Origin of the sequence: Shewanella sp. 3_MG-2023 (genome assembly GCF_030548765.1) — a bacterium.
Classification (GTDB): domain Bacteria; phylum Pseudomonadota; class Gammaproteobacteria; order Enterobacterales; family Shewanellaceae; genus Shewanella.
Map to the genome: position 1 here is coordinate 133,637 of NZ_JAUOSH010000003.1, position 13,842 is coordinate 147,478.

Here is a 13,842-nt window from a genome sequence, read left to right on the forward strand (position 1 = left end):
TTCCATGCTTAGAATTCGTCAGGTGCGAGATCTGGGTCAAACAACGCTCCTAAAACGGCTTGTTCATTTTGCTTAACTACCGCAGAGTTAACGCGTTTAGCGGCATAATTGGCTTGGTCATCTATATTCCGACTAATAGGCGACACAAAAGTCACAAAAACGGTTTTTCTGTTTTGTTGTATTAATATTTTGCTACCACTTCTTGCTGTAGCTTGTTCAATAACGGTGAGCCCGGTATGTTTAGACTCGCCACCAATATCTCTGTATGCCGCGACAAATTCACGGTAAAAGCGATGGCCGAGTCGGGTCATCGCACGGTTTAAGATTAACCCATCAATTAAATCAGCTTCATCCTTAGGGACGGCATCATTAATATTAATAGGCTTAGTTTTGGGAGCTTTTTGAATATTCTTATCTGTCGCTGACGTTGTTGGCTCTTTGGCATTCTTAAGCTTTTCTGCGTGGCTTTGATCTATTGGCGGTTTATTTTTAGTGCTGATTTGCTTTAAAGAAGGTTCAGTCACTAAAGTTGATTTAATATCTAGTGTTGACTCTGTAGATAACCTTGATTCAGTAACTAAAGGTTTTGTTACTGAATTACCAGCGGCAATGACATGACTTGAAAAGATGAACAGAAAAAACATCAATAAGATGCTTTTCATACTCTAACCTCATGCATGTGAGTCTGTGCCCAAGCTATTGCTTGACCGCGACTGGATACCCCAATTTTTCTGAAAGCGCGATATAAATGAGTTTTAATTGTACTCTCGCTGACAAACAATTGATTGGCGATATCCAAATTTGTACTGCCAGCCAGTAACGCTTGAAGTACTTCTCTTTCACGTATGGTTAAATGCTCACTATCATCGTCAGCTTCATCACCAGTGACTGATTTATGTAAATCATGGGGTATAATGCTGCGACCTTTAAGTATTTCGTTAAATCCACTGCTAATAGCGGTAAGTTCAGCATCACTGTAAAATACACCAAACGTTGTAGCTGGGTGGATCAAAAATTTTGCATCAACTTGTTTGGGGAAATTAATAAATACCGTTTTCACCGAGCTGTGTTCGCGTTCGATTAAACGCTGTAATTGATAAGCTTGTTGTAAATCTATGGTAGCTAAATCAAACACCACTAAAGAGATTTCATGTGAATTTAATTTAGTACTCATAGTTGCTGGAGTTGCTTTAGCTAGCTTGACCAAAAACTCTTGGGGCCAACGACAATCAAGTAGGTCAACAAGCAATTGCGAACGAGAAACGATCATCCAATTGATAACTTTAAACATCACCCTTCACTCCATGTTATTACTTAAACAAACCTGTAGAAATTGTATAAAGTCAGGTTAGCAAGCCAACCTGACATATACTATTAGCCAAAAGAGTGTTTAAATTATTTTAAATATACTTTTGTACTATTAAGGCATCATCACTGCGCCTTGATTAATGGTCACAGAGTTACCATTACCAAAGGTGTTTACTGACGAATTATTACCCATATCAGTTTGTGTTACTGCAATAACATTTGTACTGCCACTGATATAAACATAAGCAAAGTGATTTGTACCGGTTTGGCTAATATCAAGATCATTAGTTGAACCAAGCCAAGACTCTCCAATCGCTTCGTTCATGCTGCCTACCTGTACAATATCAACCATAGAGCCATTACTTGCACCATCGGCATAAGCAGTATTGTCATTACCAGTTTGAGAGATATTCACAGTGTTATCACTTCCCCAAACACCGGCACCAAAACCCGTTCCATAAAAACCACTTGTATTAGCATTATCTGTCACTGAATTATTATTACCGGTTTGAGTGATAGTAATAGTGTTGTTAGCGTTAAACCCTGTTTTTGCACCAGCATAGTTTTCATTACCAGTTTGGTATACAGATACTGTATTTGATACGCTACCAGCCGTTTGATCTACTAATGCCTCGTTTGAAATACCTGCTTGAACAACAGTTGCAGTATCACCGCTACCAGCTTGATTGACTGTCGCTAAGTTACTCATATCGCTTTGGGTAACAGTTGCAGTATTGTTAGCATTACTTTGATTAACAAATGCCATTTGACCGTCACCAGACTGAGTTACGGTTGTAGTTTGGTTAAAGTCTGATTGCTCCACAGTAGCTTGACCATTAACACCACTTTGCATCACAGTAGCCAAACCGCTATCACCAGACTGGTTAACATCAGCCTCATTATTCAAATTAGATTGAGTAACAAATGCCTCGTTACCATTGCCCATTTGCATCACTGCAGCATCATTCGACAAGCCTGTTTGTACAATATCTGCCCAGTTATTATCGCCAGATTGATCAATTACCGCGACTGTCTCTTCCAAAGCATTATCTGTTAGCGTATTTGTTTGCTGAAATATGCTACCTGTATTGCCAGCTCCAGCCTGCGATATGGTCGCTTCTGCACCATCTGAATTATCCTGCTCAATGTAGGCATCATTACCAGTGCCAACAGACTGATTAATGGTGGCATCGGCAAAGTCAGACACATAATTGTTAATTTCTGCAGTGTCACCATCACCTAATTGATTGATGGTAGATGAAGCGCCATCGGCATTTTCTTGCGTAATAGTTGCAATATTACTGTCACCCACTTGATTTACTGCCGCTTCTGCAGCTTGGGCATTGTAATATTTCTGCACTATATTCGCTTTATTCAAACTACCTTCAGTATCAATAGTCGCTGATGCTGTAGCGGTTGAATTATGCTGAGAGATTGCCCCTTCATTCCCATTACCCACTTGAGTAATAAAAGCTGCAGTATTTGAAGTATCAGCTTGAGTCACTTCTGCAGAATTCTCATCACCAGATTGTGATACTGTTGCTGCATTTGACTCGCTATTGACTTGCTGCGTAATCATGACAGAATTATCATTACCAACTTGGTCCACAGTTGCCATGTTACCATCACTAGCATGCGCACTAGTTGAAGCAAATAGTACAGCTGAAATTAATAAAGCTAATTTTGAATGTTTCATTATTGTCTTTCCCTATACGTTTAGTTAGATAAATTATCTTTGGGTGATCACAACATCTTGTGAGTTTCCCCATTGAAGTACACCCACTGCGTTTCCAGACCCGTGCTGCTGGATCTCTATCGAATTGTCGTAACCACTTTGCTTAATTAAAGCTAGGTTCCCAGTTCCTGTTTGCATCACATCGAGGTATAAATTTTCTCCGCGTTGCAACGAAACAACCGCATTTCCAAAACCCATCTGCAAGATTTCAGCCTCAATATTGGCACCAGACTGCCTAAGGCCTGCAATATGATGCGAGCCTTGCTGATTAACATTTATTGAATTATTAAAACCGAATTGTTGAGATTGAAAACGATTAGCGCTACCAGACTGATATAAGCTTAATGAACTATCACTGCCATCTTGTGAAACTCGAGCTAAATTAGCCCCACTGGCAAGTTCATCAAAATCACTTAAATCAGACTGACTGAAAGTAGGAAAAGAAGCTAGACAGACGACAAAGGCAAATGAAATTGCTATTATCTTAGTTAAGCGATGTAAATACTTACTTTTTAATACGTCCATGCTTTCTGCCTTTAACAACTGACTGAAAGGAGAATTCCCTTCACATTTTCAGTGTGTAAAGTATTGATGATTAATATTTATTCTGAATCCTCCTCGAGTATTAAAACTGCATAGACTAATAGGTAAAAAATCATCGCCCCCCCTACTTTAGTACTATTCCTTAAATCGAAATATCAACATTTATAATTGAATTAATGAGTAAATACATGTAGTTAAACCCAACTTCACATTGAAGATTTTGTACTTTCTTTGGGGTTGTATGTGCTAAAATTGCAATTAAAATTAAAAAAACATGGAAACTGACATAAACAATGTGAGAATTATTAGTTTTGATTTTAATAAATTCGATAAAAATACGAAGGAGTGAATTGCATAGATATTTATTAGCACTTTTTATGGTGGATATGATAAATAATATAAGGAAGGGGGGGTAAAATGGTTACCTTATAATTTACAAAAATCATTTCACACAGTCAATTAACACAAAATTTTAAAATAAAAATTATTGATTAATTATTACAACCCTATCCTTATTAATATTAGAAACGCCTTATTTAAAATAATTAATAAAATTACAAACTAGTTCCTTGGTTAATGCTGACTGAATTACCATGACCCAGAGTTCTAACCATCGCGCTATTGGCTTGATCCGTTTGTGAAACGGCTAAAATATTATTGCCAATGCCATGCCAAAAACCTTGCTCGGCATAAATATTAGCCGTGTGCTGATTACCAACTTGTTCGATATCAATATCGTTATCTTCGCCTAAATCAGCCACACCTCTTGCAGTATTAAAATCACCAGTTTGATTGATATGAACATTGTTTGATATATCATTTGCATATGCCCACGCGTAGTTACTGTTACCTTCTTGTACAACCGCTGCGATACTGTCGCCCCAATCACTATGGCTAATTGCTATGTTGTTATTTCCTTCTTGAGTGACTATTGCGGTATTTTTTTCAAAATAATCGGCAAATGCAGTAGCGGCATTATTGTCACCCGTTTGAGAAATGGTAATAAGACTGTTAAAAGTATCAAATTCTACGTAGGCCGTGTTCTCATTACCATCTTGCTCAATAGATAGTGTGTTGTTCAAACCCCATTGATGCACTCTGGCGCTATTCCCCATGCCTTGATTAGACCCCTTTTGGTTAATAACAATGACGTTGTCATCATTATGCTGATGCAGATCAACCTTATTACTATAAGCCTGTTGAATAACCATCGAAGTATTATCATAGCCACTTTGACTTAAGTTTATTTGATTATCGCTGCCTTCTTGAGTCAGGTTAACCAGATGGCCTCCTCCTTCTTGTTCAACTATCACGGTATTAGTGTCGCTGGCATGTGCATTTGTTAAAGTCAGTAATATGGTTGAGATAAATAATGCTACTGGTGATTTTTTCATACTCGTTTTCCATTATTTTCGTGTTAAGTTCTCTCTTATCATTTATGAGGCTTCCTTTAAAAGAGTTGCCCCATTAATAAACCATCACACTACAATCCCGAGCCCTGGTTGATGATTACAGAGTTATTGGCACCATTTACAACCACTGATGAATAATTGTTTGAATCGGTTTGCGTAATCGCAACATGGTTACTGCCAGCTCCGGTGTCAATAACTACATATGCTTGATGAGCTGCGCCAATTTGAGCGATATCAATATCATTGCTCGAGCCTTGCCATGACTCAACATCAGCGATATTCAAATCCCCTATTTGATTTATGTCGATACTGGTTTGATCCGACGATATAAATGCTAATGCGTGATTGTCATCGCCCTGCTGAACAATTATTCCTTCTGCCCCGCCCTGAAAGCTGTCTATACCTGCGTTATTATTGTTTCCATACTGATCAATAGTGAAGACACTGAGCCCAGAACTACCACCATATGGTGCAGTACTAGCCTGATTACCATCACCCACTTGATTAATATTCACAGTGGTCGATATACCGTCAGCTTGGTAACTACTGACCGAGTTTAAGTTACCAATTTGCTCAATAGTAATATTGTTGTCCCTACCACCATCTTGTTCCACCCTAACGCGATTACCCATGCCTAAGCTTGAGCCACTTTGATTGACCTTTATCGAATTAGTCTCACCCACTTGATAAATCCAGGTGTCATTACTTTGATCCATTTGAGTGACTTCAGAAATCATATTCATTGCAGCGGGATATTGTATTATTTGGGCTGTATTTTCATCGCCATGTTGAGTGATAACCGCTGTTGTATTTGAGGCGTCTTGCTGAGAAATATCAGCGTGATTTAAAAAACCATCTTGATCAATTACTGCCGAATTACCCCTTTGATAACCTGCCACTTGGTTACCCGCAGCATTTGGGTCAATAAACTCACCTTGGCTGATATATGCACGATTAGACTCACCCGTTTGGGTTATTATCGCAGACGTATCATCAACGACAGAATCACTTAAATCACCCGTTTGTTGGAAAATATCTGCTGAATTGTCCATCCCCGCTTGGGTTATGGTGGCTGATGCGCCATCGGAATTATCTTGATTAATATAAGCATCATTACCGCTGCCAATCGATTGATTAATGGTGGCATCGGCAAAGTCTGACACGTAGTTTCTTATTTCGGCATTATCGCCATTACCCGTTTGATTAATGGTAGATAGCGCGCCATCGGCATTATTTTGCATGACTTTAGCACTATTGCTATCACCCAGTTGATTCACCGTCGCGGTCGCATTAAAGCCATTATAATATTGCTGCTCGATTTCAGCGCTATTACCGTTACCTTCGGAGTTTATTACTGCCGATGCAGTTTCTGTTGAATGATGCTGATAAATTTCAGCGTGGTTTTCATCACCCTTTTGGGTGATAGTTGCTGAAGAGTCCGAGGTATCTTGTTGGACAATGTCTGCGGTATTTAATGAGCCATCTTGATCAATGATCGCTGTATTACCTTCGCTATTAAGCTGCTGGGTCACTGTAACGGCATTATCCTGGCCCCATTGATCCACAATTGCCGTATTACTGTCACTGGCAAATGCGCTAGTTAAACCTAATGTTGCTGTAATCAATATCGCTATATATGTTTGTTTCATCGTGGTATTTCCTTTTACGCTTTGTTTGTTACTTCCCTTGGGTTATGGCAACATGTTGCCCATTACCCCATTGCAGCACGCCTACGGCAAGGCCAGAACCATACTGTTTTATGCCAATTGAATTATCGAATCCGCTTTGTTTTATCAACGCCACGTTTGCAGTGCCTGTTTGCATAATATCCACATAAAGGTTGTCACCATCTTGATATGACACCAGCACATTACCGGCCCCCATCTGCAAAATTTCAGCTTCGATATTGGCACCAGACTGATAAACAGCAGAATATTGTTGCGACCCTTGTTGGTTAACTTGAATGGAATTAGTGTGCCCCAATTGTTGAGCATAAAGTTGGTGGCCAACACCTGATTGATCCAGTGTTAAATCATGATCAAAACCATCTTGGTTCACTTGAGTCGTATTTTCGAAGCTAGAAAGCTCATTAAAGTAACTCAAATCTGGCTGACTATAGCTCGGTAGGCTCACGAGGTTCATCACCAAAAATAGTAACGCGGCGAATATTGTAGAATGTGCTCTGGGGCGGTTTTTTCGATGAGTTGTTATTATTGGCGGTTGCATATCCATGCTTCATATCCTTATTAGAATGAAAGACGTTATTCTTTCAATACCTTCACCATAAGAGTATGGGCTGACTATTTCTTGTTCGAATCATCCTCTAGTATTAAAATCTTACCAGGAGTTAAAATCAAAACTTTAGGACGATAAAAAGATGAGAAACAATGCTGGCTGAGTTGTTTATTTAAATAATAAATACATCGACCAAAGAAATAATGTCACGCTCAGCGTTTGCCAAAACTTAATGGGATTACGCTGAATAAACGGAATAGACGTTTTTGAAGTGGTTGAGGCAGGAGTCGTTAACGCATGTAAAAATTCACTACTATCAGCAAAACGTGTAGCGGGTTCTATGGATAATGCTTTTTCTAATGCTTTATCCATCCACTCAGGCACCATAGGATTGGTTGCATAAACAGGTATATAAACCAGTTTTTCAAAATCTTTTCGGCTTAAGCATTTACCTAATTGGCCTTTAAAGGGTTGTTCACCGGCCAACATCTCATAAGCGATAACAGCAAAAGAGAATAAATCGGCACGGCCATCAGATTGATAACCCAGTATGACCTCAGGCGCAGTATAATCTGCAGTGCCCAGAATGGTATCGCGTTTAAGCGGGGTGGTGATTTCAGCAATACCTTTAATGTAACAGGCACCAAAATCGATAATTTTAACAATCCCCTCTCGAGTGATGAAAATATTGTCCGGCTTTAAATCTTGATGCAGGGTTTCTTTACGATGAAAAGCGCGAATACCCGCCTCAACTTGTTTTAAAAGCTGCAGCACATCTTCAACCGGGCCGCGTTTATGTTGCGTCATCCAATCAGCTAAGCTCAACCCTTATAAATAATCAGTGAGATAGTACAGCGCTGATTTAGGCATATGATGATCGACAACGTTAACCACATGAATGCTATTAATACGGTGCCCTATCCAACTTTCAAGCATAAAACGTTCAATATAAGCCCCGTCATCAATGTAATTTACCGACGGCGTTTTCATGCACTTTTCAATACCTTGCTTGTCTTTTACCACATAAACTTGGCTGCGCTGACTTTGATGAATAATCCCCGTCACTTCATAGCCATCTAACTTCATCCCTACTGATAGTGGCGGCGGAAAAGGTCGGCTGGCGAGTTTATGATAAACATCGTCAATAGCTTGAGTTGGCAGCTGTGAGATTGAAATTAACTGCGCACTGAGGTTATCTTGGCTGTCTAACAGATAGGCTTTATCGACCATTTTTTGACAAAATGCTTCACATAATTCGTCAGTAATTTCAGCGTGGCTTTGCTGTAGATGAATCAACATTTTCGACAATTCATGATCGGTCACCACATCATGAATACCATCCGTCGTCAGTAAATACATGTCATCTAAAGCAAGGTTAACCTGCTTATAATCAACATCTAACTTTACATCCATGCCAATAGCGCGGGTAAGATAACTGGAAAATTGATTTACTGAAGTGCTGTGATCACGACTTACCTTCATTAACTCACCATCGCGAAAACGATAGATTCGTGAGTCACCAACATGCAGCATATGCGCCGAGCAAGACTTGAAAACCAATGCACTAAACGTACACACATAGCCTTTTCTGGCATCGCGATAATCTTGCCCTAAGCCATACAACCACCGATTTAACGCCGTAAGAACACGGGTACTGGATGTTTGAACGCTCCAGGATTCAGGCGTTGAATAGTAATCAGCGATAAAGTTACTCACACTGATGGCAGAGGCTTTTGCACCACCTTCAGCTGCGCTAACCCCATCGCTGATAACACTCACAATACCTTTGGTGGTTAACATTAAACCTGAAGGAATTTTAATGCCTATAGCATCTTCATTATCCGCTTTTCTGCCTTTATCTGAGACTTGACCCGCCTTTACTTCCAACACGCCCGATATAGGCAGTTGATCTTGGGTTCTATTTTCTTCATGCAGCTTTACATTAGATTCAGTCTTAAGTTCAGACCCTGATTTAGACTCAAAATTAGCATTAATCACCCAATGTCCACCTTTTAATAAAAACGACAACACCGCTAAATTCATTAGCGGTGTTTTCAGGGTTAGTAACAATAGCGTTTAGCATTATTTATATTAAGTCATAGCCAATAATATAAACTAGTTAACGCTAATCAAGGTAACTTCACCTTCTTCATTCACCTCAGCGATATGGCCTTTGGGTTCAGTCATGAAGAATAAAGTAATAAACCCTAGCACCGCACTGACAGCAATAACATTAAAGAACACGGGTGTCGGTACCATAGAGTAGACCGTTAAAAAGAACACCGCGCCGACATTACCATAAGCACCTGTCATGCCTGCTATTTGCCCTGTTAATCGACGTTTAATCAGTGGCACTGCAGCAAACACAGCACCTTCACCGCCTTGAACGAAGAATGAACACGCCATTACCACCACAATAGCTAAAGGTAATGACCAAGTACCATCAATGTGACTGACGGCAAAGTAACCAACAGCTAGACCGGCAGTTAAAATCATCAATGTTGTCTTACGGCCAAACTTATCACTTAACCAACCACCGCCCGGACGAGACATTAAGTTCATAAAGGCATAGCTAGAGGCAACCATACCCGCTTGTGCCATCCCTAAATCAAATGTCTCAGCAAAAAACAGTGGCAACATTGACACTACGGCGAGTTCTGATCCAAAAGTCGTAAAATAAAGCACATTAAGTACAGCCACCTGTTTAAACTTATAACGTTCAAACTCAGGCACTTCTTTAACAAAAATATCTTTATTCACTTCATAGGTTTTATAAACATCAAAAATGAAAATGACGACTAATGAAGCATAAATGATATAGGTCATTTGTTGCTCAAGCATACTCACGCCTGCTGGAGATAACTTCCATGCCAGTAGAGCAAGTGTTGCATACATCGGGATCTTCATGAAAATTAGCAGTGCGAAATCACCTTTACTGGTTACCTCTAAGCCACCCGCTTTTTTCGGTTTAAAGTAAGTCGAGCCCTTTGGAGTATCTGTGACGTTAAAATAATAGACAAAAGCAAATAAGAAGCTCATAACTCCCGTAAGACCAATGGCATAACGCCAGCCATCTTCGCCGCCAAAGTAAATGGCCACCGCAGGTAAAGTAAACGCTGCAGCTGCGCTACCAAAGTTGCCCCAACCGCCATAAATACCTTCGGCCGTGCCTAACTCTTTTGCAGGAAACCATTCACTGACAATACGAATACCAATAACAAAACCCGCACCAATAAAGCCAATCAGGAACCGAGCCATGGCTAATTGCTCGAACGAGTCGGCAACTGCAAATATAAAACAAGGTATGGAACAGACCCCCATTAATACTGAATAAGTCAGTCTCGGGCCGTATTTGTCGGTCACCATGCCGATAATAACCCGAGCAGGAATCGTTAACGCCACATTCAAAATAAGTAAGGTTTTGATTTGTGACTTTGTTAGTCCTAAGCTGTCTGCAATAACACTGAGTAAAGGTGCAGCGTTAAACCACACCACAAAAGTGATAAAAAATGCCACCCAACTCAGATGCTAGACTTTCATCTTGCCCGAAAACGAAAATAGATTAAATTTCTGAGAACTCATACTGCACGTCCTTTTATTTAGCTAAAACCAATACCTGGCCAGCTTCCTTTTTAATTTCGTATGGCGAGGCAACCAAAGCATTGTCTTCTAGACAGATACCTGTTGCTAAGCTGTAATGCTGTTTATATAGCGGAGAAGCAACACATAACTTACCTTCAACCTCGCAAATTAGCCCACGCGCTAACAAACTCACCCCTGTTGCAGGGTCAACATTATCAATGGCAAACAAACCGTGTTTACCTAAATCAAAAATGGCGACGGCTTTACCTGCAACCCACGCCGCAATCCCCGTGCCTTGAGGTAAGCTTGACTCATTACATACATTCACCCAACTCATACCAACTCCTCCGCAATTTCTGATTCTAATTCTGATTCAATTTCTTTAATCGCAATGTTTCCTGCACCGGTAGACGACATAGCAGGAAAACGCTGCTGACGGGCGCGATGATACAGGTGTGTTTCACCTTCAGGCTGAGCATCAGGGTTAACGAACTCATTAAAACGGGCAAGATATTCAGGTTTTTCAAGACTGGTTTTCCACTCACATTGATAAGCCGCGACCACTTTGGCCATTTGACTATCAAGCTCTGCAGCAAGGCCTAAACTATCTTGTATCACCACCGACTGTAGATATGCTAAACCACCTTCAAGCGACTCCATCCACACTGAAGTGCGTTGTAATTTATCAGCGGTTTTAATATAAAACATCAGAACTCTGTCGATATATTTGACTAAGGTATCGGTATCTAAATCGGTAGCAAATAAATCACCATGACGTGGGCGCATACCGCCATTCCCAGCAACATATAAGTTCCAACCTTTATCGGTTGCGATAACACCAATATCTTTGCTTTGGGCTTCTGCGCATTCTCGAGTACAACCCGAGACAGCAAACTTAATTTTATGGGGCGCACGTAAGCCTTTATAGCGGTTCTCTAAATCAATGGCTGTAGACACAGAGTCTTGAACACCATAACGACACCAAGTGCTACCCACACAAGATTTAACCGTACGCAGCGATTTACCGTAGGCATGACCGGTTTCAAACCCGGCAGCAATTAATTTGCCCCAAATACTCGGTAACTCTGATAATTTTGCGCCAAATAAGTCGATTCGCTGACCACCAGTGATTTTGGTGTACAAGTCATATTCTTTGGCTACGGCGCCAATGGCAATTAAACCATCAGGGGTAATTTCACCACCTGCAATTCGCGGCACCACAGAGTAAGTACCATCTTTTTGTATATTGCCAAGATAGGCATCGTTAGTATCTTGCAACTGAACATGACTGCTCTCTTGGTTTAAAACATATTTATTCTGCAATGAAGCAAAAATTGACCCTGCTGCGGGCTTACAAATGTCACAACCAAACGTCGACCCAGCATTGGTACCAGCGTGTTTACCATGGCGAGTAATTAACGTCTCAAAGTCAGTAATGTTTTCAACTTGGCACAAGTGATACAAAGACTGTCTATCCTGTTCAAAATGCTCACAAATGCCAGTATTGCACTCAACCCCTTCTGCTACGAGCGCTTCATCCATGATTTTCTTCACCAATGGCGCGCAACCACCACAGCCAGATGCGGCTCGGGTGCAGGTCTTGATTGCAGCAATGGTATGATTGCCTTTGGTCACTGAAGTGGCGATATCAGCCTTAGTCACTTGATGACAAGAACAAACTATTGAGCTGTCTTTTAATTCAAGCGCCGTTTCATCACCCGTCATTAATAATTCAACCGCATTGCCTTCAATTGCATCTTGCGATAAATACAAATCCAGTAAACGGGCATAATCACTGTTATCGCCCACTAATACTGCGCCTTTAAGATATTGACCCGACTCATCTAACCACAGCTTTTTATATATGCCTGATTGATTGTCAGATAACTCCACAAATTGCGCATTGTCGAAACCGCGGCTTTCACCAATAGCGGCAACATCAACACCTAATAGCTTGAGTTTGGTGCTCATATCCGCACCAGTAAATGCCAATGATGGCGCAGGCGCCTTAGCAACTCCTGCCGCTAAATGCGACACAGCGACTCGCGCCATTTGATAACCTGGGGCAACTAGGCCAAAAATGCGGTTTTGCCATAATGCACATTCACCGATGGCATAAACATCGGGAGCTGAGGTTAAGCAGTTATCATCAATTGCAATGCCGCCGCGATCACCCATTTGCATACCGCTGCTTCTCGCTAATGCATCTTGAGGTCGAATACCGGCAGAAAACACAATCATGTCAGTTTCAAGAAAACTATCATCGTTGAATGTCATGCGGTGCTGTGCGCTCTCACCATCGATAATGGCGGTGGTGGCTTTAGAGGTATGTACTGATACACCTAAGTCATTAATTTTACTTTTTAGTAAGTCACCCGCTTTATCATTTAATTGTACTGGCATTAACTGTGGTGCAAATTCAACAACATGAGTTGTTACGCCAAGGGCCATTAATGCATTTGCCGCTTCAAGGCCTAATAAGCCGCCACCGACTACCACGCCAACTTTAGATTTTTTCGCCGCAGCTTCAATGTCTTGTAAATCTTCTATGGTGCGGTACACCACACAGCTTTCTCTATCGTTACCAGCAATAGGTGGGACAAATGGATAAGATCCTGTTGCAAGGACTAAACTGTCATAGGCTGTCGTTATGCCCGCTTCTGTGGTCACGGTTTTATTGGCGGTATCTAGCACGGTAATTCGGCTATCAAGGTGCAACTTTACCCCCCAATCTTGATAATCCTCAGCGCTAGTTAGCATCAATTCATCGGCACTACCGGTTTCAAAATATTTTGACAGTTGCACCCTATCGTATGCAGGTCGGGGCTCTTCACCAAACACTTCAATATCAAATTGCTGCTGCAACCCTTGACTACATAATTGCTCGATAAAGTGATGACCCACCATGCCATTACCTATTACTACCAGCTTGGATTTTGCATTTGCCATAGAAGGCTCCTTGAATTTTTGTTGAAGCCCTAAAAACAAAAAAGCGCCAGCCTCTGGGTTAACAGAGCTGGCGCCATT

12 protein-coding genes are annotated in these 13,842 nt (G+C 40.9%); all 12 read right to left on the minus strand.

Annotation, left to right across the window (positions count from 1 at the left end; genetic code table 11):
- Positions 1-8 precede the first annotated feature (8 nt).
- The 12 genes from Q4591_RS02865 to nirB all read right to left on the minus strand — a co-directional run bounded on the left by Q4591_RS02865 (position 9) and on the right by nirB (position 13,764).
- The gene (locus Q4591_RS02865) at positions 9-662 is read right to left on the minus strand and encodes a curli production assembly/transport protein CsgE (RefSeq protein WP_241901032.1); all 654 of its coding nucleotides are present in this window, start codon (positions 660-662) and stop codon (positions 9-11) included.
- Entirely contained in the window at positions 659-1,291 is a 633-nt protein-coding gene (locus Q4591_RS02870; RefSeq protein WP_102439587.1) for a LuxR C-terminal-related transcriptional regulator, read from the minus strand. Before Q4591_RS02870 ends, Q4591_RS02865 begins: the two co-directional genes overlap by 4 nt.
- 129 nt (positions 1,292-1,420) lie before the next feature.
- Complete coding sequence (locus tag Q4591_RS02875; RefSeq protein WP_303459258.1) at positions 1,421-3,004, minus strand: curlin; 1,584 nt, start codon at positions 3,002-3,004, stop codon at positions 1,421-1,423.
- Between the two features lie 33 nt (positions 3,005-3,037).
- Positions 3,038-3,568 (minus strand): curlin, encoded by a 531-nt coding sequence (locus tag Q4591_RS02880; RefSeq protein ID WP_102531777.1) that lies wholly within the window; start codon positions 3,566-3,568, stop codon positions 3,038-3,040.
- Positions 3,569-4,140: 572 nt separating this feature from the next.
- Positions 4,141-4,980, minus strand: coding sequence for a hypothetical protein (locus tag Q4591_RS02885; RefSeq protein WP_303459262.1), 840 nt, complete (start codon positions 4,978-4,980; stop codon positions 4,141-4,143).
- 89 nt (positions 4,981-5,069) lie between these two features.
- Entirely contained in the window at positions 5,070-6,647 is a 1,578-nt protein-coding gene (locus Q4591_RS02890) for a hypothetical protein (RefSeq protein ID WP_303459265.1), read from the minus strand.
- 28 nt (positions 6,648-6,675) lie between these two features.
- On the minus strand, positions 6,676-7,230 hold the full coding sequence (locus Q4591_RS02895) for a curlin (protein ID WP_303459268.1): 555 nt from the start codon (positions 7,228-7,230) through the stop codon (positions 6,676-6,678).
- Between the two features lie 171 nt (positions 7,231-7,401).
- Positions 7,402-8,058 (minus strand): serine/threonine protein kinase, encoded by a 657-nt coding sequence (locus tag Q4591_RS20140; RefSeq protein ID WP_368501196.1) that lies wholly within the window; start codon positions 8,056-8,058, stop codon positions 7,402-7,404.
- Positions 8,059-8,061: 3 nt separating this feature from the next.
- Complete coding sequence (locus Q4591_RS20145) at positions 8,062-9,231, minus strand: protein phosphatase 2C domain-containing protein (protein WP_368501197.1); 1,170 nt, start codon at positions 9,229-9,231, stop codon at positions 8,062-8,064.
- A gap of 117 nt (positions 9,232-9,348) precedes the next feature.
- Positions 9,349-10,758: a NarK family nitrate/nitrite MFS transporter gene (locus Q4591_RS02905; protein ID WP_303459352.1), complete on the minus strand. Its 1,410-nt coding sequence runs from the start codon at positions 10,756-10,758 to the stop codon at positions 9,349-9,351.
- A gap of 70 nt (positions 10,759-10,828) precedes the next feature.
- The gene (nirD, locus tag Q4591_RS02910; protein WP_303459271.1) at positions 10,829-11,152 is read right to left on the minus strand and encodes a nitrite reductase small subunit NirD; all 324 of its coding nucleotides are present in this window, start codon (positions 11,150-11,152) and stop codon (positions 10,829-10,831) included.
- On the minus strand, positions 11,149-13,764 hold the full coding sequence (nirB, locus tag Q4591_RS02915; RefSeq protein ID WP_303459273.1) for a nitrite reductase large subunit NirB: 2,616 nt from the start codon (positions 13,762-13,764) through the stop codon (positions 11,149-11,151). The genes nirD and nirB overlap by 4 nt, the downstream gene beginning before the upstream one ends.
- Between the last annotated feature and the right edge of the window lie 78 nt (positions 13,765-13,842).

Bases quoted from the DNA above. Each gene is read 5' to 3' on its own strand.
- Q4591_RS02870 (WP_102439587.1), bottom strand. From the start codon at position 1,291: ATGTTTAAAGTTATCAATTGGATGATCGTTTCTCGTTCGCAATTGCTT.
- Q4591_RS02880 (WP_102531777.1), bottom strand. From the start codon at position 3,568: ATGGACGTATTAAAAAGTAAGTATTTACATCGCTTAACTAAGATAATA.
- Q4591_RS02865 (WP_241901032.1), bottom strand. From the start codon at position 662: ATGAAAAGCATCTTATTGATGTTTTTTCTGTTCATCTTTTCAAGTCAT.
- nirD (WP_303459271.1), bottom strand. From the start codon at position 11,152: ATGAGTTGGGTGAATGTATGTAATGAGTCAAGCTTACCTCAAGGCACG.
- Q4591_RS02895 (WP_303459268.1), bottom strand. From the start codon at position 7,230: ATGGATATGCAACCGCCAATAATAACAACTCATCGAAAAAACCGCCCC.
- Q4591_RS02890 (WP_303459265.1), bottom strand. From the start codon at position 6,647: ATGAAACAAACATATATAGCGATATTGATTACAGCAACATTAGGTTTA.
- nirB (WP_303459273.1), bottom strand. From the start codon at position 13,764: ATGGCAAATGCAAAATCCAAGCTGGTAGTAATAGGTAATGGCATGGTG.
- Q4591_RS02875 (WP_303459258.1), bottom strand. From the start codon at position 3,004: ATGAAACATTCAAAATTAGCTTTATTAATTTCAGCTGTACTATTTGCT.
- Q4591_RS02885 (WP_303459262.1), bottom strand. From the start codon at position 4,980: ATGAAAAAATCACCAGTAGCATTATTTATCTCAACCATATTACTGACT.